We start from the raw sequence: 22,736 nt of genomic DNA, 5'->3' as shown, positions 1-22,736 counted from the left end.
TCATCGAGAGCGGACGTCAGAGCCCGAGCTGGTCGAGCCTCTCCTCGAACCGCACCTGCACGTCCTCCGGCTCATCGTCGTCGATCTCGGCCCAGATCGCGTCGAGCTCCTTCTGCACCGACTCGGGCAGCGCGGCGAACTTCTCGTCCCACGCGGCGATCGGGGTCCAGTAGCCGACGACCTTGAAGCGCGTCGCGGGCAGCCCGAGCTCCTTGCGCAGGTACTTGCGCACATCGCGCAGTGCGACCGTCTCGCCGGCCACCCAGACGTATCCCTCGTCGAGGGCGAGGCGGTCGTCGACGATGCCGCGCACCAGCTGACCGAGCGCGCTGGGCCCGTGGCCGTTGCCGCCGACGACCCAGGTGACCTCGACGTCGGCGCCGACCTCGAACGCGACCTGATCGTGCGCGGTGGGCACCTCGAGCACGACGCGGGTGCGCACGCCCTCCGGCGCCGCAGCGGCGATGCGGGCGACGGCGGGGAGTCCGGTGAGGTCGGCCACGAGCACCTGCCACGTGATGTCGGCCGGGGGCGCGTACAGGCCGGTCGGCGCGTTCAGCCCGAGCACGTGGCCGGGTTCGGCGCGCGCCGCCCAGGGCCCGGCGACCCCCGCCTCGTGAATGACGAAGTCGATGTCGAGCTCGCCGGCATCCGGGCGCACGCCGCTGATCGTGTACGTGCGCATCGGAGCCTCCGGCGCTCCCTCCGGCGTCTCCCACCAGTCGCCCGCAGGCACGGGCAGCGAGACGTCGGTGGGGTCTTCGCCGTGCGGGAAGAACACGCGCACGTACTCGTCGCCGATGCCGGTGCTGAGGAAGTCGGCGACGCCGTCGCCGCCGAGGGTGATGCGCACCAGGTTCGGGGTGAGGGTGGCCGTGCTGCTGACGATGCCGCGGTGGATGTTCACGGAGTCTCCGTCTCTTCGTTCGGGGTGGGGGAGTGAGTGGGGGTGGTCGGGGTGTGCGCGGTCTGGGCGAGCCAGGAGTCGCGGTAGAGGCCGTCGGCGGCGAGGAGCTCCTCGTGCGTGCCGCGCTGGGTCGTTCGTCCGTCGGCGAACACGACGATCTGCTCGGCCGTGACGGCCTGCTGCAGTCGATGCGCGATGAGCAGGGCCGTACGGCCCGTGCGCAGTGCGGCGATGGCGTCCTCCACCGCGTCGCGGTGATGCAGACCGACGTCGGCGGTCGCCTCGTCGAGGATCACGATGGAGGGGTCGGCCAGGAACGCCCGCGCGACGGCGAGCTGCTGGATGCGCCCCTCGTCCATCGGCACGACGGGCCCATCCGACGGGTCCGCGTCGTCCGGCTCCCGGTTCAGTTCGTCGACCGCCCACTCCGCCCCGACCGCCCGCAGTGCGGCGACCATCTGGTCAGGAGTCGCGTCCGGGGCGACCAGCGTGAGGTTGTCGGCGATCGTGCCGCGGAACCGGTGCAGCTCCTGCGACAGGTAGTACGGCTCATCCGTGGTCGAGGCCAGGTGCACGCTGCCCGAGGTCGGCGGGTGGTGCCCGGCGATCACCCGGGCGAGGGTGCTCTTGCCCGACCCTGAGGTGCCGACCAGTGCGGCGGTCGTGCCCGGTGAGACGTGCAGGGTCACGTCGCTGATGCCGCGACCGGTGGTGGGGTAGAGGAACGTCACGTCGCGCACCTCGATGCCGGCGGATGCCGTCGGCACCGCGGTCGATTCCTCGACCCGCACACCCGAGGCCGCAGGGGTGAGGTCGATGACACCTACGAGGCGCGCGAGCCCGATCGCCGCGCGCTGGATGTCGTCGAGACCGAAGATCAACTGACCGACCGGGCCGAACAGGCGGTGGAAGAGCAGCGCGGCGGTGGTCACCATGCCGACGGTGATCGCGCCGCCGGAGTGCAGCAGGAAGCCGGTGCCGAGGATCGCGGCCAGGCCGACGAGCTCCCCTCCGTTGATCCACCGGAACAGGCGGTTCGTCACGCGCACCCCCTCGATCTGCATCCTGATCGACGCCTCGGCCCGCTCCGACACGCGGGCGAGAGCGTGCTCCTGCTCGTTGAACGCGGTGAGCGTGTCGATGCCCTCGACCGCGTCGAGCACGGCCTGGCTGCGCGCGGCCTCGCGCACGCGCACCTCACGGAACACGACGCGCGACCTGCGCAGGAACGCCAGGGTGCCGAGCACGTAGAACGGTGCGGAGGCGATGCCCGCGAGCGCGAGCCAGGGGTCGAGCGCGGTCAGAGCGGCCACCGAGACGGCGATCGCGAAGGCGGCGGACAGCAGGGTCGGAGCGACGTTCCCGCCGGCCTCCGCCACGGCGTCCACGTCGCCGGTGACGCGCGAGAGCAGGTCGGCGCTCTCGCCGTCGTCCACAGCGCCCACCGGCAGGCGCATGGCCGAGGTGAACACGTCTTCACGAAGGCTGGCCAGCATGTCCTGCACCAGTCCGGTGAGCACCCGCACCGCCCACAGCATCACGAGGGCGGCGCCGATCGCGCCGGCGCCGGCTCCGACGACCCAGCCCGCGATGGTCGCGACGCCCGCGTCGGATGACACGGCGTCGACGATGCGCCCGAGGCACGCCGGCATCACGATCCCGAGAGCGGAGGCGGCGAGGAACAGCACGGCGACGCCGGTCGCCCTGGCCGGATGCTGCCGCAGCAGCGCTCCGACCGCGGCGCGTACCCGGACGCCGGAGGCGATCGGAAGCAGGGGAGTGGTGGTGTCGATGGCGTCACTCATGCGGTGTATCCGATCCGTGTGAGGGGACGTCGATGACTCTGTCGCAGGCGCCGAGCAGCACGGGGGACGTGCTGATCACGATGACGGTGTCCGTGTGCGCCGCGAGGGAGCGAGCGATGTGCGCCTCGGTGACGGCATCCACCGCAGAGGTCGGCTCGTCCAGCACGAGCACGTCGGCCTCCGCGTGCAGCGCCCGCGCGATCCCGATGCGCTGCCGCTGTCCGCCGGAGAGCCGTCGACCGGCCTCGCCCACCTGCGACTCCCAGCCGCCGACCTGAGCGACGGTGTCCTGCAATGCCGCCATGTCGACGAGCGCGGGATGCGGTGACCCGTCGATGCCGTGTCCGCGCACGGCCTCGCGCAGGGTGCCGCTCACGATCGTCTGCCCGTGCGGTGGGGCGACGACGCGGCGGCGGTACTCGACAGGGTCCCACTCCGTCAGGTCGCGCCGCTCGCCGTCGACGGCGAGCTGCACCCGTCCGGGCTCGGGCGGGGTGCGCAGACCGAGGAGACGCGAGAGCGAGCGAGCGGTGTCGCTGTCGGCAGGGCGGATGCCGAGCAGCTCGCCCTCCCTCACCTCCACGAGCGAGTCCGGGGAGGTGCCGGGGCGGAAGGCCAGCACGACGTCATCCGCCGAACCCCGACGGCCCTCTCGCACGATCGGGGCCCCGAGCAGGTCGTCGGCGTCGATGACCTCGGCGAGCCTCTTGGCCGAGGCGAGCTTGTGGATCCAGTTCGAGGGGAACGACCCGGCGTACGCGAGGTAGCCGCTGATGAACTGGGCGAGGCCGAGCACGGTGACCAGCTCGCCGATGCTGATGCGGCCCTCCGCCGCGAACCACGCCGACATGCCCGCGAGCGCGGTCGTCGCGACCGCGGCCAGCGTGGTGCTGACGGCCTCGTACGAGGCGAGGGACCGACCGGCGGCGGTCGCCGCACGTCGGGAGGCATCGCTCGCGGCGACGTAGCGTCGCACGGCCTCCTCGCGGGCGCCGATGCCCACGAGCACGCGGAAACCGCTCATGAAGTCGGCGGCGACGGCCCCGGCCTCGGTGGCCGCGTGCTGCTCGGCGAAGCCGCGGCGCTCGAGCGGACGCGACACGACCTGCATCACGAACATCATCGCGATCGTGGAGCCGAACACGACGAGCGTCGCGACCGGCGAGATCGCCAGCATCGCCAGCCCCGCGCCGAGGATCGCGGCGATCGTGGAGCACTGCTGCGCCACCGACCAGGCCACACCGGCCACGCGATACGTGTCGGAGGTCACGAAGGTCAGCGCCTCGCCCGGCGTCACCGCGTGGCGGGAGAGGCGGGGGCGCAGCATCCGCGACAGGGTGAGGTGACGCAGCGCCTGCTCGCCGTAGCCGTAGATCGAGACCATCAGGCGGGATGCCGACTGGTAGCTCGCGGTCAGCACCAGGAACGTCGCCACCAGCACGCCGATCCAGAGCGCGAGCGCGACCGGATCGGCGGGGAGCACGGCCCGGTCGATGGTCGCGCCGATGATGACGGGGATCGTGGCCTCCGCCAGCGCGTGCACGATGAGCAGCGCCGTCGCGGCGGCGAGGGCGATCCCGCGCCCCTCCGCCCTCAGCGCGATCCCGAAGAGTCTCCGCGGAGTGTTCGTCACGGCGTCCGCCGACCGAGGGGGAGCACCAGCGGGGTGCCCGAGACCGGATCGGTGATCACCCTGCAGGGCAGGTCGTACACGGCCTGCACGAGCTCGGCGGTGATGATCTCGCGCGGGTCACCCTGCGCCACGATGGCTCCGTCGCGCATCGCCACGAGGTGGGTCGCATAGCGCGCGGCGTGATTGAGGTCGTGCAGCACGGCCACGAGGGTGGTGCCGCTGCGGTGCAGATCGGCGAACAGCTCCATCAGATCGATCTGGTGCGCGATGTCGAGGAAGGTCGTCGGCTCGTCGAGCAGCAGGTGCTTCGTCTGCTGGGCGAGGGCCATCGCCACCCACACGCGCTGCCGCTGGCCGCCCGAGAGCTCGTCGACCAGTCGGCGGGACAGATCGGTCACCCCGGTGGCCGCCATCGCCTCGGAGACGGCGCGCTCGTCGGCGCTGCTCCAGGTGCGCAGGGCGCTCTGGTGCGGGAATCGTCCTCGTCCGACGAGGTCGGCCACGGTGATCCCGTCGGGGGCGATGGACGACTGAGGCAGGAGCCCCAGCTTGCGCGCCGCCTCCTTCGGCGTGAGGGAGCGCAGCTCGGCGCCGTCGAGCAGCACGGCGCCGGTGGTCGGACGCAGCAGCCGGGCGAACCCGCGGAGCAGGGTCGACTTGCCGCACGCGTTCGGTCCGATGATGATCGTGAACGAGTCGTCCGGCACCTCCAGCGACAGCGCGGAGATGATCGGGGTCTCCCCGTAGCCCAGCGTGATGTCGCGGGCCAGCAGCGAAGCGGTCATGGGTGTTCCTTTCAGGTGCGGCGCGCGTACTGGGCGGCCAGCAGCCAGGCGAGATAGAGTCCGCCGATCGAGACCGTCACGACGCCCACGGGGACGGCGACCAGCTGGGCGACCGCGTCGGAGACCACGACGAGGGCGGCGCCGGTGAGCATCACGGGCGCGGCGCCCATCGGAGTGTTCGAGCGGGTGAGGCGCTGCGAGATCTGCGGAGCCGCGAGCGCGATGAACGAGATGGGACCCGCGGCCGCGGTGACCAGCGCGACGAGGGCGACGCCGCACGCCATCGCTGCGAGCCGGGTGCGACCAGGGCTGATGCCCAGCGCGGTGGCCGCGTCGTCGCCCATCTCGAGCACGGGCAGCGTGCGGTTCAGCGGCAGCGACAGCAGGGTGACGATCGCGAACACGATCGCGGCGGGGATCAGCTGGTCGAACCCGAGCGAGGCGAGCGAGCCGGCCCCCCAGGTCGCGGCCATCATGGCCTTCTCGACGCTGACCGAGACCAGGATCCAGGAGGTGAGCGATCCGAGCCCGGCAGAGACGCCGATGCCGACGATGATCAGGCGGAACGACGACAGGGTGTTCTTGTTCGCCAGCACGTACACGAGCAGCGCGGTGATCAGGCCGCCGACGAGCGCGCCGACCGCCTTGAACATGTAGGTGTTGAGCTCCAGCACCACCATCATGAGAGTCACGCCGAACTGCGCGCCGATGCCGAAGCCGATGATGTCGGGGGAGCCGAGCGGATTGCGGGTGAGCGACTGGAAGATGCCGCCGGCGAGGGCGAGAGCGGCACCGCAGAGCACCGCGAACAGCACGCGCGGCAGCCGCCACTCGAAGACGACCTGGCGGATGTCGGGGTCGGAGGACGGGTCGACGCTGGCGCGAACGACCGAGCCGAAGTCCACCTCGTAGGCGCCGATCGTCATGGATGCGAGGCCCGCGGCGATGATCACGACGGCCAGCACCGCGCAGACCACGATCGAGCGCACCGGGATGAGCGTCGCGATGCGCGCGGTCTCGATCCGGACCTGCCGGCGTCCGTGGTCGACGGGGGCGAACTCCGTGCTGTCCTGCGCGGCGGCGGTGGGTCGCTGGTCGACGCTCACAGTCCGCTCACCCGCTTGCGGCGCACGAGCGCGATGAGGAGCGGGGCGCCCAGCAGCGCGGTGACGATCCCGACGCGGAGCTCGCCACTGGGGAGCACGATGCGGCCGAGGATGTCGGCGAACAGCAGGAAGGACGGACCGATGATCATCGAGTACGTCAGCACCCAGCGCTGATCCGGGCCCGTGAACCAGCGGACGATGTGGGGGATCATCAGCCCGACGAAGGCGATGGGGCCGGCGGCGGCGACGCTCGTTCCGGCGAGCAGGGTGACGGCGATGATCACCAGCACGCGGGTGACCTGCACGCGGGCGCCGAGCGCCTGTGCCAGGTCATCGCCGAGCGCCAGGGCGTTCAGGGAACGGGCGCAGAGCAACCCGATCAGGAGACCCGCGACGATGAGGGGCGCCGCCCAGGCGAGCTGGTCGATGGTGCGACCGCCGATCGAGCCGACACCCCAGAAGCGCATGACCTGGAGAGTGCCCAGATCGCGCAGCACGATCGCGGTCGTGAGGCCCGTGAACGCCGCACCGAGCGCGACCCCGGCGAGCGTCAGCTTCATGGGCGTCGCGCCGGACGCTCCGAAAGAGCCCAGTGCGTACACGAGGATGGTGAGCACGAAAGCGCCGGCCAGCGCGAAGGGCACGTAGGCGCCAGGGGTGGTCAGCCCCAGCACGCCCACCGCGAAGGTGACGGCGAAGGACGCGCCGGCGTTCACGCCGAGGATGCCGGGGTCGGCCAGCGGATTGCGGGTGAAGGCCTGGATGAGGCCGCCGCACACCGCCAGGGCGGCGCCGACGACGATGCCCAGCAAGGTCCGAGGGACCCGCAGCTCCATCACCATGAGGTGCAGCGCGTTGTCATCGTCGTAGGCGAAGAGGGACTGCAGCACCGTGACGGGGTCGATCGCGCGATTGCCGATCGCCAGCGAGGCGATGGTCGCGATCACCAGCACCACCGCCGAGACGATCAGCCCCACCACGAGCGTCGTGCCGCGGTGCGGGGAGCCGTCTGCACGACCCCCCGCACCTGTGTTCGAGACGTCCGTGCCGTCTTTCGTCGCCAGGGACATCTCGCGCGTCACTCTCCTGCGATGGTCGGCTCACCCTGCAGCGCGGCTGCGAGGTCGTCGACGTACGTCGGGAGGATGTACTTCAGTGACAGCACGGTCGGAGCGCTGATCGCGGAGGCCTCGGCGGCATCCGCGTAGATCACATAGGAGCCGTTCGCGATCGGGTTCCAGCGCGAGACGACCTTGTTCTCGACCGTGTACTCGCCCTCGGCGGCGCTGCCGCCCCACGCGGCGAACAGGTCGGCCTGCACGTCGTAGAGCTTCTCCAGGCTGACGCCGGTGTACCAGTTGTCGCCCTCGGCGCTTGCGAGGAAGCTGTCCATGGCCGAGGTGGAGGTGAAGCCGAGCGCCTCGGTGATGCGCACGCGGGGGTCGTACTCCAGGTAGACGCCGAGATCGGTGCCGCCCTCGTTCAGGGTCAGGCCCCACACGAAGGTCTTGTCCTGGAACTCGGGGTGCTCGCCGGCGAGGGTGGTGATCTGCTCCTCCGTCTCGGCGATCAGCTCCTCGGCCTTGGCGTCCTCCGACAGCGCCTTGCCGACGGTGCGGGTCATGCCCTCCCAGGTGCCCGGGTTCCAGGGCCCTTCGATGTAGGGCACGGTCGGCGCGATCTCGCTGAGGCGCTCGTACTCGATGTCGCTCACGCCGGAGTACAGGCTGAGGATCAGGTCGGGCTTGAGGGCCTTGATCGCCTCGTAGTTGGGGCCGTCCTCGGTGAACGGGATGATCTCGGGGGTCTCGCCGTACTCCTCGGTGACGAAGTCCTCGAACCAGGGCTGGTAGCCGCTCTCGCCGGCGCCCCAGACCTCTTCGATGCCGACGGGGTTGGTGCCGAGGGCGGCGACGATGTCGGGCGTCATCCAGCCGAGGGCGACCACACGCTGGGGCTTCTCGGGGATCACGGTCTTGCCGTGTCCGTGCTCAATGACCACGCCGTCGGTGGACGTCGACGACGAGGCGGACTCCGCGCCTTCTCCGGTGGTCGAGCACCCGGCCAGGGTGAGGGCGGCGGCGATGGCCGCGGCGACGAGCGCGGAGCCTCGACGGATCTTCGGGCGCGCGAGAGCGTGCGACATGGTTCTCCTTCAGAGAGATGGGGAGGGGAGTGCCGCGTCGACGCGGCGAGAAGTTAGGTAAGCATGCCCTAACAGGACGATGCTAGAACGCGGATGCCGCGGCCAGTGTCGATCGACGGACGACTTGTGTCGCGAAACGGACAGATCGCGTCGGACGGGCGCGAAGGTCAGCGCCAGTAGAGGTGGTGCGCGGAGTCGGCCTGCACGCGGGCGACGTGTTGACGCGGCGTGAGTCCGAACCGTTCTTTGAAGCTCGCAGAGAAGGCGCTGGTCGTGGCGTAGCCGCAGCGGTGAGCGGCAGCGCCGATCGGGGTGCCGTCGACGATCAGGCGGGCGCCGAGGGTCATCCGCACGCCGGTGCGCCACCGGCCGAACGTCATGCCGACGTCGTTCTGGAAGATGCGCAGCACGGTGCGCTCGTGCAGCCCGTGGGCGAGGAAGAGCTCGCCGGCGCTGCGCGGGTCGCCCGGGTCGTCCAGCACCGCCTGCACCAGGGCGCGCACGCGCTCGTCGGTGGGCAGCGGCACTTCGCCCCAGCCGTCGAGTGCCTCAGGAGCCGGCTGCTGCAGCATCTCGATCAGTGTGGACTGGATGCGCACGCGCAGATCGGTGGGCATGTCGTTGATGCCGAGGTGCAGCAGCATCTCCTGCACGGCCCGCGGCACGAGGACCCGGGTGATGTCGTCGATCGGTGTGATCGCGGATGTCGCGGGCAGGTACGTGTAGCAGCCGACGGAGTCCCGCTCGTGGTGTGCCGTGTGCGGCGTCCGCGCGGGGATCCACACGCCCTGGCCGGGAGCGAGGCGCCACATCGCGTCCTGCAGGTGCACCCATACGGTGCCGCGATAGCACCAGGCGAGCATCGCGTCGGCGTGGGAGTGCGGAGGGGAGAGTGGGCGGGTGCCGGTGTCCTCCCCGGTGACGACCCCCGTTCCCATGAGGTACGGCGGGACCACGGTCGACGCGAGCTCCGGGCTCGCCTCCCAATCATCCTGCCGGTAGGAGTTCATCGGTGTTCGTCGGTCGTGCGCGCCAATCGTGCCTCGATCGGCGACCATCCGCTCTCCAGGATCGCGAATCCGGCGTCGAGCGTGCCGAGCTGGTCGTCCGTGTCGTTGACGAGCAGCTGCATCTGCAGGATGAAGCGCGAGTAGACCCGGATCTCGGCGGTCGGCTCCGACAGTCCGAGCTCGTCCGCGATCGCGTCGGAGAGGGCGTCCTCGTGGCGGAGCCACATGCGCGCCGCGTAGTCGCGCAGTGCCGGTGTCTCGTTCAGGAACGTCATGAAGATGCGGGTGACGTCGTCGCCGTGCTCATCGACGTTGGCGCGGAGCTCGGTGGCGTAGAAGTCGTGGATCGCGCGGTTGATCGTGCTCCCATCGGGGCGATCGCGCACGGCGGAGACGAGCCGGTCCCGCTGCTCGTCGTCCTCGTCGAAGACCAGCGCCTCCTTCTGGGGGAAGTGCGCGAAGACGGTGGTGGGGGAGACGTCGGCGGCATCCGCGACCTCCCGGATGCTCACGTTGTCGAAGCCGCGCTCGAGGAACATCTTCGTCGCGACGTCGGAGATGTTCTTGCGGGTCGCCGCCTTCTTCCGCTCGCGTCGACCCATCGGCTCGGTGCTCGTCATGCCGACCACTCTATCGCGGACCGGATGCATAAGTGGCTTGACACCGAAATTGGTATCGATACACTTTCGGTATGACTTCACTCAATTCGACCGGTCGCGTCGGCAACCGCGCCTGGGTCATGCTCGTCGTCCTGACGATGCTGACCGTCATCGGGATGACCGTCGTCCTCCCCGTCCTGCCCTTCGTGGTGCTGGAGTACGTCTCGAACGAGAAGGACCTCGCGATCTGGGTCGGTGTCCTCGAGGCGATCAACGGACTCTGCGCATTCCTCATCGCCCCCTTCCTCGGGCGCCTCTCCGACCGCTTCGGCCGACGCCCCGTGATCATCGCGGCCGCGTTCGGAGCCGCCTTCTCGATGACCCTGTTCGGCATCGGCGGAGCGATCTGGGTGCTCGTGCTCGCCCGTGTCATCCAGGGGCTGACCGCCGGCGACATGCCCGCGCTCTTCGCCTACCTCGCCGACATCACGCCGCCCGAGAAGCGCGCCCAGCGCTTCGGCCTGCTGGGCGCCCTCTCCGGCATCGGCATGATGATCGGGCCGGCCATCGGTGGCCTCCTCGCCGCGATCGACCTGCGCCTCCCCGTCTTCCTCACCGCGGCGGTCGCCCTCACCATCGCGATCCTCAGCATCTTCCTGCTCCCCGAGAGCCTCAAGCCGGAGAACCGGATCTCCGCGATCTCCGCCAAGGACGTCCAGCCGTTCGCGGTGTTCACGGACGCGTTCGGCCGCAAGGAGCTCCGCGGACTCATGATCGGCTTCGGCATCCTCGCCCTGCCGTTCGGGTTCTTCGTCAACAACTTCAGCGTGCTCGCGCTCGACTCGATCCAGTGGGGCCCCACCCAGATCGGTCTGCTGACGGCCGCGGTCGGCATCATCGACATCCTCATCCAGGGCGTGCTGCTCGGCATCCTGCTGCCGCGGATGGGCGAGCGCGGGGTGATCGTCAGCGGCATCGTGGCGCAGGCTGTCGGTCTCGCCGCCCTCGCGATCGTGGCCTCCGTGCTCGCGCAGCCGTGGGTGTTCATCGTCGGAGCACTCCTCCTCGCCGCCGGTCAGGGCGCATCGCAGGCCGCGATGGACGGCGCGATGTCGAACGCCGTGGGCGACGACGAGCAGGGCTGGCTGGGCGGGGCGACGCAGTCGCTGAACGCCGCGATGAGCACGGTCGCGCCCCTCATCGCCGCCGCCCTCTACGCCGGTGTCAGCCATGCGGCCCCGTACTGGCTGGGCGTCGTGCTCATGATCGTCGCCGCGATCGTCCTCGGACGCGCCCACATCGCGAACACCGCGAAGACCCCCCCCGAAGGGCACCGCCGCGGCCGGGGATCCCGTCGCGGCTCCGGCCGCCGCGGATGCGGCCGTCGACGCCGCGGTCTGACTTCGCCATAGGAGCCCCGCGGGCCGGAGCCATCGGTTCACAACTCCTCAAGAATCGGCGTCGAACGGGGTGATCCGGCCGGAGCCCGGCCGGATCACCCCCGTTCGTGAGGAGTTGTGAACCGCGAGCCGGACACAGGGCGCGAGATGATGGATGCATGCCCTCTCCCCATCGCCCCGGACTGCGGGTCACCGCGGGCGTCACGATCCCCGAGTCCGAGCTGTCGTGGCGGTTCTCGCGGTCGTCGGGGCCCGGCGGCCAGGGCGTGAACACCGCCGACTCCCGCGTGGAGCTGGTGTGGGATGCCGCGGCTTCCGCTGCGCTGTCGCCGGTCCAGCGGGAACGCGTGCTCGACCGGCTCAGCGGTCGACTGGTCGGAGGGGTGCTGACGATCGCGGCATCCGAGCACCGCGCCCAGCTGCGCAACCGGGATGCCGCGCGCGAGCGTCTCGCGTCGGTCGTCGCCGAGGCCCTGCGCCCGCCCGCCCCGCCGCGTCGACCCACGAAGCCGAGTCGCGGCGCGAAGGAGCGCCGGCTGAAGGAGAAGCAGCGCCGCACCGACGTGAAGCAGCTGCGTCGGCCGCCTCGCGACGGCTGAGCGCGTTCAGTCGCGGGGCCCGCGCACGAGCTCCAGACCGGCTCCGGCGAACTGCCGCAGCGTCGCGTCGGGCAGGAACGCCCTCGTCAGCGCCCCGCCGATCGCGGCGAGGTCGCTCTCGTCGCGGAACAGCAGGTACATCGTCTCGTAGCGCGGGTGGAACTTCTGCTTGAAGCGGTGCAGCGACCCGAAGCCGTAGACCGGCTCGAGCGCCTCGGCGAGGCGGTCGCTCAGCGCCGCGATCATGCCGGCGTCCGGCGGGTAGTCGTGGGCGAGCGGGGCCCCGGAGAGCGACATGATCTCGCAGCCCTCCTCGGAGAACTGCTTCGCGGACGAGCCGATCAGGTACTCCATGACGGGGCCGAATCCGCCCTCCCTGCGCCGCATGAGATCGAGCGTCCACCCGCGCACGACGCCGCCCTCGCCGTAGATCGGCAGCCAGGAGAGGAAGCCGTCGACGTCTCCGTTCGGCGCGACGGCGAGCGCGAGCCGCACTTCGTGCGCCTCCGCCTCGTCCAGGGTGCCGAGGGTGAAGCGCATCTCGGGGAGGTCCTTGTCGCCGACCCACGCCTCGGAGATCGCACGGAGCTGCTGCTGCACGCCCCACGGCTCCGACTTCAGGTGCGTGAGGCGGAAGGCCATCTCCTCGCGGCCGGCCTTGTTGAGGGAGGTGCGCACGGAGTTCCAGCGCTTGCCGGTGAACGACAGGCCGGGCAGGTCGACGATCGTGTCGTCGGCGACGACCAGGCTGCGCCAGGTGTCGGGCACGGCAGCGCGGGTCGCGTCGTCGGCGCTGAAGAAGCACGGCACGAGCCCCGCGTTCTCGGCGGTGTGGATGAACTCCTCCACCGCCGTGGCGCGCGTCTCGGCGGGGCCGATCGGATCGGCGAGCGCCAGGGCCACTCCGCCCCGTCGTTGATAGGCGACGATGCCGCCGGTCGTCCCGGCGTAGCTGTTGCCCTCCCACGTCGTCATCCAGGAGAGGGTGCCGCCGCCGTGGGCGCGCAGGGTCCGCAGCAGGTCGGCGAGGGTCGGGGCGGGCTGGATGCCGAGCTTCGACGACCTCTTCGCCCGGAACGCGCGCCGCACGACGATCAGATAGATCAGCACCAACAGCCAGAGGAACGCGCTCGCGAGCGACAGCTCGGTCTCGCCGTAGATGACGGACTCGAGCTCCGCGGCGCTGGTGAGCATGATGAGCGTCAGGACGAGGACCCCGCCCAGCACGTTGAGCGCACCGAGGATGATCGCGAGCACCCAGCTCCAGCGGCGACCCCGGCGGAGCCCACGCACGATGAGGAGGACGACCGCGACATCGATCGCCACGTCGACGACACCGCCGGACACCGGTTCGGTCGGGCCGAACGGGCCGTCGGTGGGGAGGAGGATCGTGATGATCTCGGCCGCGGTGAGCGCGATCACGGCGATCACGGCGATCAGGCGCTGCTCCCGCACGGTCGTCCTGCGGACCCGCAGGGAACGGTCCGTGACGAGGATCAGCAGCACGGCGAGCAGGTGCTCCAGATCGTCGACCGCACCCCAGAACAGCATCATGACGAAGACGAAGCCCAGGAGCACGAGCCAGCCGCGCACGCGCCACGGCGCCCGGAACAGGCCCACAGCGGCGGCGATGCAGGCCATCGTGCCGCCGGACGCTCCGACATCGAGCGACTGGGCCTGCGTCTGCGCCCAGGCCCAGGGGACCTGCGACAGGAGCAGCAGCGTCAGGGCCGTGGCGAGGACGGCGAAGAGCTGGCCGACCCAGAAGTAGGCGAGGGCCACGCGCGAGCCTCGACGGAACTCGAGGTAGCCCATGCCCCAGAAGCTGGCGATCGTGATCGCATAGACCCACGGCTGGCCGATGAAGAACGTTCCGGTGACCGGCGTCCACCACCTGCCGTCGGAGAGGTTCGGCAGCCCGTAGGCGACGGCCTCGAAGAGATCCGCATCCTCGAACGGCATCCACAGCCCTCGGGATGCGACGCCGACGAGGAGGATCAGCCCCACCATGGTCAGTGTGGCGGGGATCCTCCGCAGCGCGGAGACCGCCTGGCTCGGTGTGATGCGTCGCGACCGGGTCATGTGCTCAGCGTAACGATGCGGGCGGCGGGGCTTCCCTCGGCGCGGCGCGGGGCGTTGGATGGGACGCATGGTCGGGACGAGCGGACAGAGAACGGCGGTGCTGCGTCGCACGGTCGCGTGCTGTGCGACGGCATCCGTCTTCGCGCTCGCCGCGTGCACGTCGTCGAATGGGCAGCCTGTGGCATCCGCACCGGCTCCGATCGTGTTCGCCGACGACCTCGATGCGCCCTGGTCGATGGTCCTCCACGGCGAAGCACTCCTGATCAGCGAGCGCGACAGCGGCCGGGTGCTGGAGTTCGACGAGAGCGGAGCCCGGCACGAGGTCGGAGTGATCGGCGGCGTCGTCGCAGGCGGGGAGGGCGGGCTCCTCGGGCTCGCGGTGCGCGACGGGGACCTGTACGCCTATCTCACCGCCGACGACGGGAACCGGGTCGAACGCCGGACGCTCGTCGGCGAGCCCGGCGCCCTCTCGCTCGGCCCTCCGGCGACGGTGATCGACGGCATCCCCTCCGCGTCGAACCACAACGGCGGGCGCCTCGCCTTCGGGCCGGACGGGATGCTCTACGTCACCACGGGCGATGCGGGAGACCGCGACAGCGCGCAGGACCTCGACGCCCTCTCCGGCAAGATCCTCAGACTCACGCCCGAGGGAGGCATCCCCGACGACAACCCGTTCCCCGGGTCGCCCGTGTACAGCTACGGCCATCGCAACCCGCAGGGCATCGGGTGGGATGCCGACGGCACGATGTACGCGACCGAGTTCGGGCAGGACACCTGGGACGAGCTCAACGTCATCGAGGCAGGGGGGAACTACGGCTGGCCGGAGGTCGAGGGCGCCGCCGATGACACGGACTACATCGACCCCGTGCAGCAGTGGCGTCCGGCGGAGGCGAGCCCCAGTGGCCTCGCGGTGACGAACGGCGACATCCTCATCGCGAACCTGCGCGGTGAACGATTGCGCAGCGTGCCGCTCGACGACCTGTCCACGAGCACCGAGAACGTCGTCGGAGAGTACGGACGGCTCCGCGACGTCGTGGTCACGACGGGGGCGATCTGGCTGCTGACGAACAACACCGACGGCCGCGGCGACCCCGCGGAGGGCGACGACCGGGTCCTCCTGTTCCCGATGGACTGAGGGCTCAGTCGAGCAGGCCCTTCTCCGTGAGCAGTGGTCGGACCCCTTCGGCGAACCAGTACGCCTCCTCGAGGTGGGGGTAGCCCGACAGCACGAACTCCGTGAAGCCGTGACCGTGGTACTCGGCGACGAGATCGGCGACCTCCTCGTAGCTGCCGACGAGCGCCGTGCCCGCCCCGCCGCGCACCAGCGACACCCCGGCCCAGAGCCCCGGGTGCACCTCCAGCTCGCTGCGGGTGAGCCCGCCGCTGCTGAGCGCGTTCTGACGCTGCTGGCCGACCGACTGCGAGCGGGAGAGCGTGGCTCTCCGCCGCGCCAGGACCTCCGGGTCGAGGCCGTCGATCAGCGAGTCCGCGATCGACCACGCCTCCTCAGAGGTCGGACGGGCGATCACGTGCAGGCGGACGCCGTAGTCGAGCCTGCGCCCGAGCGCCGCAGCCCTCGTCTGCACGCGACGGATCTTCTCGGCCGCCTGCGCCGGGGGCTCGCCCCAGGTGAGGAACACGTCGGCGTGCGCGGCGGCGACCTCGATCGCGGCATCCGATGAGCCCCCGAGGTAGATCGGCGGCGCCGGCACGGCCGTCCGGAGCTGCGCATCCTCGATCCGGAAGAACTCGCCGTCGTGGGTGACGTTCTCTCCCGCCCAGAGGCGGCGCAGGATGCCGAGGTACTCTGCTGCCCTGCGGTACCGATCGTCCTTGCCGATGGTGTCGCCGAAGCGGCGCTGCTCATCGTCCTCGCCGCCGACGACGATGTTGACCCGCAGTCGCCCGCCGCTGATGCTCTGGAATGTCGCGGCGGTCTGCGCCTGCAGCGTCGGGGAGACGAGTCCCGGCCGGACCGCGATGAGGTAGTCGAGTGCGCGGGTGTGCTGGGTGAGAGCCGAGGCGATCGTCCAGCTCTCCTCGTTGCCGCCGCCGGAGGGCACGAGCACCGCCTCGTAGTCCAGCTGCTCGGCGGCACGCGCGATCTGCGCGAGGTAGTCCACGGTGGGCTCGCGCTGAGCCGCCACCCGACCGGCCGGGTCGTAGGCGGTCGCGCTGCCGAGGCCGATGTCGGTGCGGGAGTCCCCGGTGAGCGGCAGGAACCAGTCCAGCGAGATCGCACTCATGCCGACGCGCCTTCCGGACGGGGGAGGATGCCGCGCACGATGCCTCCGTCGTTCACAGATGCCATGCGTCGAGTGTCGCCCGTCCGCCACCTCGCCCGCACGCCGAGCGACGCTGTGAGACGCTCGATGACGTACTGCGTCGGCGTGCGGCATCCGCCCTGTGCGCCGCGGGTAGCGTGAGGCGACGCCGGGCGGGCGCCCGGGTGGACCCCGAGGAGATACGCAGATGACCGCACCCAGCCCGCTCGAGACCGAGGCGCTCGAATTCATCCGCGCGCTCATCCGCATCGACAGCGTCAACACGGGGGATGCCGCGACGATCGGCGACGGCGAGACACGAGCCGCGCTGTTCGTGAAGGAGAGGCTCGAAGAGGTGGGCTATCGGGTCGACCTCGTCGAGCCGCAGCCCGGACGCGCCAGCGTCGTCGCGCGACTCGAGGGTTCCGACCCCGATGCGGGGGCGCTGGTCGTGCACGCGCACCTCGATGTCGTGCCCGTCGAGGAGGCCGACTGGACCCACCCGCCCTTCGGGGCCGAGATCCACGACGGCATCCTGTACGGCCGCGGAGCGGTGGACATGAAGAACTACGCGGGCACGATCCTCGCGATCGCCCGCGCGTTCCGTCGTGACGGCGTCGTTCCCCGCCGCGACCTCATCTTCGCCTTCTTCGCCGACGAGGAGGCCGGTGGCGTGTGGGGAGCGCGCTGGATCGTCCGACACCGGCCGGAGCTGTTCGCCGGCGCCACCGAAGCGATCAGCGAGGTGGGCGGCTTCTCCGTGCCCCTCGTCGACGATCGCCGCGCGTATCTCGTCGCCACCGCCGAGAAGGGCGTGACCTGGGCGACGCTCACGGCGCGCGGCCACGCGGCCCACGGCTCCCGCCCGACAGCCGACAACGCGGTCGTGCGTCTCGCCCGCGCCGTCGCCGCCGTCGGCGCGCACCGGTTCCCGGTCGTCCGGACGCCCGCCCTCGACCGGTTCCTCCAGGTGTTCGAGGAGCACCGCGGCCTCCGCGTATCCGGCGCCGACAGCGAGCTCGACGAGCAGCTCGCCGAGCTCGGGTTCGTGTCCTCCCTCGTCGGAGCGTCGGCGCGCAACACGGTGTCGCCCACCGTGCTCGCCGCCGGCGGCAAGACGAACGTGATCCCCGCGGAGGCATCAGCGCGCCTCGACATCAGGGTCCTGCCCGGAGCGGATGCCGCGCTGCGCGACGAACTGGCGGCCGTGGTCGGCGAGGGGGTCGACATCTCGTGGGGCCATGCGGTCCCCGCGATCGAGGCGCCGCTGGATGCGCCGCTGATCGACGTCCTGCAGGGGGCGATCGCCGCAGAGGACCCGGGGGCGCTGGTGGTGCCGTACCTCCTCCCGGCGAGCACCGACAACAAGCACCTCGCTCAGCTCGGCATCCGCGGCTACGGCTTCGTGCCGCTGCGCGTGCCCGCCGACTTCGACGTGTTCGGCGAGTTCCACGCGGCCGACGAGCGGATCCCCGTCGACGCCCTGCACTTCTCGACGAGGGTGACAGAGCAGATCCTCCGCAGGGCCTGATCCGCCGCTTCCCGTGTTACCGGCGGAGCCGTCCGGTTACGCGACGAGCCCCTCGGTTACGGCGTGCGTCTGCCGGTTGCGACGTGTGAAACCCGGCTGTGATCAGCGATTGCGATGCCCCTACCTTGGCTTCACGCGGCACACCCGGTGCCGCTCGGAGCACGAGGATCACCATGACTGACACAGCCGCCCCACCCGTCGGCACCGCGGTCGATCTCGAGATCGACCGCCCCCAGGATGCGCGGGGGAAGGTGGATCTCGGCGCCGTCACCGTGGTGCATCCGCGCCACTGGTGGCGATGGACGATCGCCGCGATCATCATCTTCGTCCTGGCCCAGTTCGTCTGGAGCCTCTTCACGAACGACCGCTACATGTGGGACTCGTTCGCCGAGTACTTCTTCTCCGGTCCCGTGCTCATCGGCATCGGCTACACGCTCTCGATCACCGCGGTGTCGGCGGTCGTCGGCTTCGTGCTCGGCACGATCATCGCCCTCGGCCGGCTCTCGACGTCGACGCTGCTGAGCTCCGCGGCGTGGGGGTACATCTGGTTCTTCCGCTCGGTGCCGCTCGTCGTGCAGATCATCGTCTGGTACAACCTGGGCTACCTCTACCCGACCCTCGGGCTCGGCACCCCGTTCACCACCGACTTCTGGATCGTCGAGTTCCCGACCGTGCAGCTCATCAGCGCGTTCGCCGCGGCGATCCTCGGGCTCGGGCTGCACCAGGCCGCGTACTCGGCGGAGATCATCCGGGGCGGCCTCATCTCGGTCGATCAGGGGCAGCAGGAGGCCGCGGCCGCTCTCGGCATCCCGGCCAGCAGACGGCTCTTCCGCATCATCCTCCCGCAGGCGATGCGCTCGATCATCCCCAACGCGACCAACGAGGTGATCGGCCTCGTCAAGGGCGCCTCCGTCGTGTTCGTGATCGCGATCCCCGAGCTCTTCTACGCCGTGCAGGTGATCTACAACCGCAACAGCCGGGTCATCCCGCTCCTGCTCGTCGCCGTGGTCTGGTACACGATCATCACCACGATCCTCAGCATCGCCCAGTTCTACATCGAACGGCACTTCGCCCGCGGCTCCGTGCGCACCCTGCCGCCCACCCCGCTCCAGCGGGCGCGCCGCTGGGCGAGCGCGCAGTGGACGCGGCTGGGGGATGCTCCACCCGAGGCGCCGGTCGCGTCCGCGCTCGCCGCATCCGGAGGGGGCGTCCGATGACCGCCGTCGCCGCGGAGACCGCGACCAGGGGGCTCGTCGAGATCCACAACGTCCACAAGAGCTACGGCGGCGTCGAGGTGCTCTCCGGCATCGACCTGACGGTGCAGCCGGGGGAGGTGGTCGCACTGCTCGGCCCCAGCGGCTCCGGCAAGTCCACGCTGCTGCGCACGATCAACCACCTCGAGAGCGTCGACCGCGGATCGGTCACGGTCGACGGCGAGCTGATCGGCTACGAGCTGCGCGGAGAGAAGCTGCACGAGCTGCGCGAGCGCGAGATCCTGCGGCGCCGCACGCAGGTGGGCATCGTGTTCCAGAACTTCAACCTGTTCCCGCATCTCACCGCGCTCGAGAACGTCACCGAGGCGCCCATCGCGCTGAAGAGGCTGAGCACGGACGATGCGCGGGAGCTGGCGCTGGGCCTGCTCGACCGCGTGGGTCTCGCCGACAAGGCCGACGCCTACCCGCGGCAGCTCTCCGGCGGCCAGCAGCAGCGCGTCGCGATCGCCCGCGCCCTCGCGCTGAAACCGAAGGTGCTCCTGTTCGACGAGCCGACCAGCGCCCTGGATCCCGAGCTCGTCGGGGAGGTGCTCGACGTCATCCGCGACCTCGCGCAGCTCGGCACGACGTTGATCATCGTCACGCACGAGATCGGCTTCGCCCGGGAGGTGGCCGACCGCGTGGTGTTCCTCGACGCCGGCGTCGTGGTCGAGCAGGGGCCTCCGGCCGACGTGCTCAGCAACCCCCAGAACCCCCGCACCAGGGACTTCCTGTCCAAGGTGCTGGGCTGACCTGCACGACCCGAACGCGGCCCGTCCGCAGCATCCAAGGAGAACACAGAAATGGCACTCAGCAAGAAGCAGGGCGTCGCGATCGGAGTGGCCGCCGCAGCGGTGCTCGCGATCGCCGGCGTCGTGACCGCCGTCACCCTCAACCGGCCGACGGAGGCGGCCGCCGACAACGCGACCCCCGCCCCGAAGGAGACCTCGGCCAACGTGTCGGCCGACGACATCGAATGGGTCACCGGCGAGGTCGTCCCCGAGGCCGTCGCCGCGCTGAAGGAGAGCGGCTTCGAACCGATCGAGAAGGGCAAGCTCACCGTCGCCGTCGGCGCCTTCGTGCCGCCGCTCAGCTACGTCCCCGACGGGGAGACCCTCCCTGCGGGCACCGAGCCGAACATCGGCAGCCTGATCGCGGAGGGGCTCGGGCTGGAGTACAACCCCGTCGTCGTCGCCTGGGCGGACTGGCCCCTCGGCGTGCAGTCGGGGAAGTACGACCTCATCACCTCCAACGTGACCGTCACCGAGGAGCGCAAGGAGCTCTTCGACTTCGCGAGCTACCGGCAGGACCTGCTCGGCTTCTACGTGAAGGCGGACAGCACGATCGACAAGATCGAGGAGGCGGCGGACATCTCCGGCCTCAAGATCGTCGTCGGCTCCGGCACCAACCAGGAGCAGGTGCTGCTCAAGTGGAACGAGGAGCTCGAAGCCGACGGCAAGGCCCCGGCCGAGCTGCAGTACTACGACGACAACGCCGCTGCGACGCTCGCGCTGCAGTCCGGCCGTGTCGACGCGAGCTTCGGCCCGAACGCCACGGCGGCCTGGGCGGCGCGGGAGACCGGCGACACCAGGCTCGTGGGGATCGTCCCCGGCGGCTGGCCGCTCGCGGCGACGATCGCCGCAGGGACCGCGAAGGGCAACGGCCTGATCGAACCCGTCGGCATCGTGCTGAACGAGCTCATCGCGAACGGGAAGTACGCCGAGGTCCTGAAGGCCTGGGGGCTCGATTCCGAGGGCATCGACGCGTCCGAGATCAACCCGCAGGGGCTTCCGAAGTCCTGACCCAGAGGTGCGGGCCGTGCGCGAGAGCGCCGGCCCGCACTCCTCCGCCGTACCTCCGCACCGAGAAGGACGAAGACCATGACCGACCGCGCACCACTCAGCATCCTCGACCTCTCGCCGTTCGGCGCCGGGTCGACTCCGGCGCAGGGGCTGCGCGACACGATCGCGCTCGCGAGGACGGCGGAGCGCCTCGGCTACCGCCGGTATTGGCTCGCCGAGCACCACCTGAACCCCGGTGTGGCCGGCGCCGCGCCGCATGTGCTGCTCGCCGCGGTCGCCGCGGCCACCGAGCGCATCCGCATCGGCACCTCCGCGACGATCATCGGCAACTACTCGGCGCTCCAGGTGGTCGAGGCCGCCGGCGTCGTCGCGGCCCTGCATCCAGGACGCTTCGACCTCGGCATCGGCCGCTCCGGCTCGACGACCCAGCCGACCGGTCGTGCGTCGGAGCCGGCGCCGCCGCAGGCCAGGATCGTCGACGGACTGCTCCTCCCCGCCGCGCGGCCGTTCGCCTTCGACGCCGTGCGGTTCGCCGCGCAGGCACGGCTGCTGAGACGGACCGCGGGCGACGCCGACCGCTTCGAGCAGGACGTGCTCGACATCCTCGCCCTGATCGAGGGCTCCTACGTCGCACCCGAGGGCGTACCGATCCATGCGACGCCCGCCGAGGGGCAGCCGATCGAGGTCTGGCTGCACGGCAGCACGGCCGGACCCAGCGCCGAGCTCGCGGGCCGGCTCGGACTGCCGTTCGGCGCGAACTACCACGTCGCCGGCAGCTTCGTGCTCGACGCTGTCGACGCGTACCGTCGCGCGTTCCGCCCCGGCGTGCTGGATGCGCCGCACGTGATCGTGTCGGCCGATGTGCTGGTCGCCGACACCGCCGCCGGCGCCGAGCGCGTGGGCCGCGGCTACGCTGAATGGGTGCACAGCATCCGCGCCGGTCAGGGCGCCATCGCCTATCCACGCCCCGAAGACGCTCTCGTCGAGCCGTTCGAACCCGACCTCCTGGATGCCGTCGGGGACCGCCTCGACACCCGGTTCGTCGGCGATCCCGATCACGTCTCCGAGCGGCTGGAGACCCTGCAGCGGGTCACCCGCGCCGACGAGCTGCTGGTCACCACGATCACCCACGACCCCGCGGACCGTGCGCGCTCCTACGAGCTCCTCGCCGCAGCGTGGGGGCTCGGCTCTCCCGCCGAGCGCGCCCTCGCCACGGCGGTGCGGGCGTGACGGCATCCGCATCCGGCACGCGGGCGCCCGCCCTCGTCATCCGTCTCATCGCGCCGGCCGAGCACGCTCTCGTCGGGCGCCTCACCGAAGAGGCGTACCTCTCCAGCTACACCGGTCTCTCACCCGCGTACGTCGAGTCCCTGCGTGACGTCGACGCCCGTGTCGCCCTCGGCGACGTGTGGGTCGCGGAGGACGCAGGCGGCGTCATCGTCGGCAGCGTGTGGGTGCCGCGCCCCGGGGAGCGGCTCTCCGAGCTGGCGGAGGAGGGAGAGCTCGACTTCCGGCAGCTCGCCGTGTCTCCGTCGGCGCGAGGCCGCGGCATCGGCGAGGCGCTGACGAGGCACGTGATCGCCCTGGCCGTCGAGCGCGGCGCCCAGCGCGTCGTGATGAACAGCGGTCCCGAGATGCTCGGCGCGCACGCGCTCTACGCGAAGCTCGGCTTCCGCCGCCTCCTCGAGCGCGAGCACCGCATCGAGGTGGAGCCGGGGCTCTTCCTCGACCTGCTGGCTTTCGGCCTGGACCTCGATCCGCGCAGCTGACGGGGGACGACGTGGAAGGAGGGCCTGCCCCGCGGGGCAGGTCCT

The 22,736-nt window shown here is 70.9% G+C and carries 20 protein-coding genes; 9 read left to right on the top strand and 11 right to left on the bottom strand.

The window, feature by feature from the left end:
* Positions 1 to 16 precede the first annotated feature (16 nt).
* The 9 genes from ACFY5A_RS01610 to ACFY5A_RS01570 all read right to left on the bottom strand — a co-directional run bounded on the left by ACFY5A_RS01610 (position 17) and on the right by ACFY5A_RS01570 (position 10,012).
* On the bottom strand, positions 17 to 907 hold the full coding sequence (locus ACFY5A_RS01610; RefSeq protein WP_387231390.1) for a siderophore-interacting protein: 891 nt from the start codon (positions 905 to 907) through the stop codon (positions 17 to 19).
* Positions 904 to 2,712 carry an ABC transporter ATP-binding protein gene (locus tag ACFY5A_RS01605; RefSeq protein WP_387231388.1) on the bottom strand — a complete coding sequence of 603 codons (1,809 nt, stop codon included), beginning with the start codon at positions 2,710 to 2,712 and terminating at the stop codon, positions 904 to 906. The genes ACFY5A_RS01610 and ACFY5A_RS01605 overlap by 4 nt, the downstream gene beginning before the upstream one ends.
* Entirely contained in the window at positions 2,705 to 4,345 is a 1,641-nt protein-coding gene (locus ACFY5A_RS01600; protein ID WP_387231386.1) for an ABC transporter transmembrane domain-containing protein, read from the bottom strand. The genes ACFY5A_RS01605 and ACFY5A_RS01600 overlap by 8 nt, the downstream gene beginning before the upstream one ends.
* Entirely contained in the window at positions 4,342 to 5,130 is a 789-nt protein-coding gene (locus tag ACFY5A_RS01595) for an ABC transporter ATP-binding protein (protein ID WP_387231385.1), read from the bottom strand. Before ACFY5A_RS01595 ends, ACFY5A_RS01600 begins: the two co-directional genes overlap by 4 nt.
* A gap of 11 nt (positions 5,131 to 5,141) precedes the next feature.
* On the bottom strand, positions 5,142 to 6,236 hold the full coding sequence (locus ACFY5A_RS01590; RefSeq protein ID WP_387231383.1) for a FecCD family ABC transporter permease: 1,095 nt from the start codon (positions 6,234 to 6,236) through the stop codon (positions 5,142 to 5,144).
* Positions 6,233 to 7,318 (bottom strand): FecCD family ABC transporter permease, encoded by a 1,086-nt coding sequence (locus tag ACFY5A_RS01585; protein ID WP_387231381.1) that lies wholly within the window; start codon positions 7,316 to 7,318, stop codon positions 6,233 to 6,235. The genes ACFY5A_RS01590 and ACFY5A_RS01585 overlap by 4 nt, the downstream gene beginning before the upstream one ends.
* Complete coding sequence (locus ACFY5A_RS01580) at positions 7,315 to 8,382, bottom strand: ABC transporter substrate-binding protein (RefSeq protein WP_387231379.1); 1,068 nt, start codon at positions 8,380 to 8,382, stop codon at positions 7,315 to 7,317. The genes ACFY5A_RS01585 and ACFY5A_RS01580 overlap by 4 nt, the downstream gene beginning before the upstream one ends.
* Before the next feature lie 167 nt (positions 8,383 to 8,549).
* Complete coding sequence (locus tag ACFY5A_RS01575) at positions 8,550 to 9,392, bottom strand: helix-turn-helix domain-containing protein (protein WP_387231377.1); 843 nt, start codon at positions 9,390 to 9,392, stop codon at positions 8,550 to 8,552.
* Positions 9,389 to 10,012, bottom strand: a complete 624-nt coding sequence (locus tag ACFY5A_RS01570) for a TetR/AcrR family transcriptional regulator (protein ID WP_387231374.1) — start codon at positions 10,010 to 10,012, stop codon at positions 9,389 to 9,391. The genes ACFY5A_RS01575 and ACFY5A_RS01570 overlap by 4 nt, the downstream gene beginning before the upstream one ends.
* Positions 10,013 to 10,083: 71 nt before the next feature.
* Between ACFY5A_RS01570 and ACFY5A_RS01565 the strand changes: the two genes are divergently transcribed.
* Positions 10,084 to 11,403, top strand: a complete 1,320-nt coding sequence (locus ACFY5A_RS01565) for an MFS transporter (protein WP_387231372.1) — start codon at positions 10,084 to 10,086, stop codon at positions 11,401 to 11,403.
* A 146-nt stretch (positions 11,404 to 11,549) separates the two neighbouring features.
* A complete protein-coding gene (arfB, locus tag ACFY5A_RS01560; RefSeq protein ID WP_387231370.1) occupies positions 11,550 to 11,990 on the top strand; it encodes an alternative ribosome rescue aminoacyl-tRNA hydrolase ArfB in 441 nt (146 codons plus the stop codon).
* Between the two features lie 6 nt (positions 11,991 to 11,996).
* Here arfB and ACFY5A_RS01555 read toward each other — a convergent pair whose 3' ends face one another.
* The gene (locus tag ACFY5A_RS01555; protein WP_387231368.1) at positions 11,997 to 14,072 is read right to left on the bottom strand and encodes a bifunctional lysylphosphatidylglycerol flippase/synthetase MprF; all 2,076 of its coding nucleotides are present in this window, start codon (positions 14,070 to 14,072) and stop codon (positions 11,997 to 11,999) included.
* Positions 14,073 to 14,139: 67 nt separating this feature from the next.
* Here ACFY5A_RS01555 and ACFY5A_RS01550 point away from each other — a divergent pair, with 67 nt between their 5' ends.
* Positions 14,140 to 15,207 carry a PQQ-dependent sugar dehydrogenase gene (locus ACFY5A_RS01550; protein ID WP_387231366.1) on the top strand — a complete coding sequence of 356 codons (1,068 nt, stop codon included), beginning with the start codon at positions 14,140 to 14,142 and terminating at the stop codon, positions 15,205 to 15,207.
* Positions 15,208 to 15,211: 4 nt separating this feature from the next.
* On the opposite strand, the gene ACFY5A_RS01545 is transcribed toward ACFY5A_RS01550, so the two are convergent.
* The gene (locus ACFY5A_RS01545) at positions 15,212 to 16,318 is read right to left on the bottom strand and encodes an LLM class flavin-dependent oxidoreductase (protein ID WP_387231364.1); all 1,107 of its coding nucleotides are present in this window, start codon (positions 16,316 to 16,318) and stop codon (positions 15,212 to 15,214) included.
* A gap of 226 nt (positions 16,319 to 16,544) precedes the next feature.
* On the opposite strand from ACFY5A_RS01545, the gene ACFY5A_RS01540 reads away from it, so the two are divergent.
* From ACFY5A_RS01540 to ACFY5A_RS01515, 6 genes are all read left to right on the top strand, one after another.
* Complete coding sequence (locus ACFY5A_RS01540; protein ID WP_387231362.1) at positions 16,545 to 17,867, top strand: M20/M25/M40 family metallo-hydrolase; 1,323 nt, start codon at positions 16,545 to 16,547, stop codon at positions 17,865 to 17,867.
* A 173-nt stretch (positions 17,868 to 18,040) separates the two neighbouring features.
* Positions 18,041 to 19,084 carry an amino acid ABC transporter permease gene (locus ACFY5A_RS01535; protein ID WP_387231360.1) on the top strand — a complete coding sequence of 348 codons (1,044 nt, stop codon included), beginning with the start codon at positions 18,041 to 18,043 and terminating at the stop codon, positions 19,082 to 19,084.
* A complete protein-coding gene (locus ACFY5A_RS01530) occupies positions 19,081 to 19,872 on the top strand; it encodes an amino acid ABC transporter ATP-binding protein (RefSeq protein ID WP_223585958.1) in 792 nt (263 codons plus the stop codon). Before ACFY5A_RS01535 ends, ACFY5A_RS01530 begins: the two co-directional genes overlap by 4 nt.
* A 51-nt stretch (positions 19,873 to 19,923) precedes the next feature.
* Positions 19,924 to 20,922 carry an ABC transporter substrate-binding protein gene (locus tag ACFY5A_RS01525; protein ID WP_105677298.1) on the top strand — a complete coding sequence of 333 codons (999 nt, stop codon included), beginning with the start codon at positions 19,924 to 19,926 and terminating at the stop codon, positions 20,920 to 20,922.
* A gap of 78 nt (positions 20,923 to 21,000) precedes the next feature.
* On the top strand, positions 21,001 to 22,152 hold the full coding sequence (locus ACFY5A_RS01520; RefSeq protein ID WP_387231358.1) for an LLM class flavin-dependent oxidoreductase: 1,152 nt from the start codon (positions 21,001 to 21,003) through the stop codon (positions 22,150 to 22,152).
* Positions 22,149 to 22,691 carry a GNAT family N-acetyltransferase gene (locus ACFY5A_RS01515; RefSeq protein WP_387231356.1) on the top strand — a complete coding sequence of 181 codons (543 nt, stop codon included), beginning with the start codon at positions 22,149 to 22,151 and terminating at the stop codon, positions 22,689 to 22,691. Before ACFY5A_RS01520 ends, ACFY5A_RS01515 begins: the two co-directional genes overlap by 4 nt.
* Positions 22,692 to 22,736: the final 45 nt, after the last annotated feature.

The sequence above is a fragment of the Microbacterium sp. NPDC012755 genome, from assembly GCF_042901325.1.
Lineage (GTDB): Bacteria > Actinomycetota > Actinomycetes > Actinomycetales > Microbacteriaceae > Microbacterium > Microbacterium natoriense.
The sequence above is the reverse complement of the archived record's forward strand: the minus strand, read 5'-3'. Positions and strand labels throughout refer to the sequence as shown.

Bases quoted from the DNA above. Each gene is read 5' to 3' on its own strand.
- ACFY5A_RS01605 (WP_387231388.1), bottom strand. From the start codon at position 2,712: ATGAGTGACGCCATCGACACCACCACTCCCCTGCTTCCGATCGCCTCC.
- ACFY5A_RS01595 (WP_387231385.1), bottom strand. From the start codon at position 5,130: ATGACCGCTTCGCTGCTGGCCCGCGACATCACGCTGGGCTACGGGGAG.
- ACFY5A_RS01580 (WP_387231379.1), bottom strand. From the start codon at position 8,382: ATGTCGCACGCTCTCGCGCGCCCGAAGATCCGTCGAGGCTCCGCGCTC.
- ACFY5A_RS01575 (WP_387231377.1), bottom strand. From the start codon at position 9,392: ATGAACTCCTACCGGCAGGATGATTGGGAGGCGAGCCCGGAGCTCGCG.
- ACFY5A_RS01570 (WP_387231374.1), bottom strand. From the start codon at position 10,012: ATGACGAGCACCGAGCCGATGGGTCGACGCGAGCGGAAGAAGGCGGCG.
- ACFY5A_RS01565 (WP_387231372.1), top strand. From the start codon at position 10,084: ATGACTTCACTCAATTCGACCGGTCGCGTCGGCAACCGCGCCTGGGTC.
- arfB (WP_387231370.1), top strand. From the start codon at position 11,550: ATGCCCTCTCCCCATCGCCCCGGACTGCGGGTCACCGCGGGCGTCACG.
- ACFY5A_RS01555 (WP_387231368.1), bottom strand. From the start codon at position 14,072: ATGACCCGGTCGCGACGCATCACACCGAGCCAGGCGGTCTCCGCGCTG.
- ACFY5A_RS01550 (WP_387231366.1), top strand. From the start codon at position 14,140: ATGGTCGGGACGAGCGGACAGAGAACGGCGGTGCTGCGTCGCACGGTC.
- ACFY5A_RS01545 (WP_387231364.1), bottom strand. From the start codon at position 16,318: ATGAGTGCGATCTCGCTGGACTGGTTCCTGCCGCTCACCGGGGACTCC.
- ACFY5A_RS01540 (WP_387231362.1), top strand. From the start codon at position 16,545: ATGACCGCACCCAGCCCGCTCGAGACCGAGGCGCTCGAATTCATCCGC.
- ACFY5A_RS01535 (WP_387231360.1), top strand. From the start codon at position 18,041: ATGACTGACACAGCCGCCCCACCCGTCGGCACCGCGGTCGATCTCGAG.
- ACFY5A_RS01530 (WP_223585958.1), top strand. From the start codon at position 19,081: ATGACCGCCGTCGCCGCGGAGACCGCGACCAGGGGGCTCGTCGAGATC.
- ACFY5A_RS01525 (WP_105677298.1), top strand. From the start codon at position 19,924: ATGGCACTCAGCAAGAAGCAGGGCGTCGCGATCGGAGTGGCCGCCGCA.
- ACFY5A_RS01520 (WP_387231358.1), top strand. From the start codon at position 21,001: ATGACCGACCGCGCACCACTCAGCATCCTCGACCTCTCGCCGTTCGGC.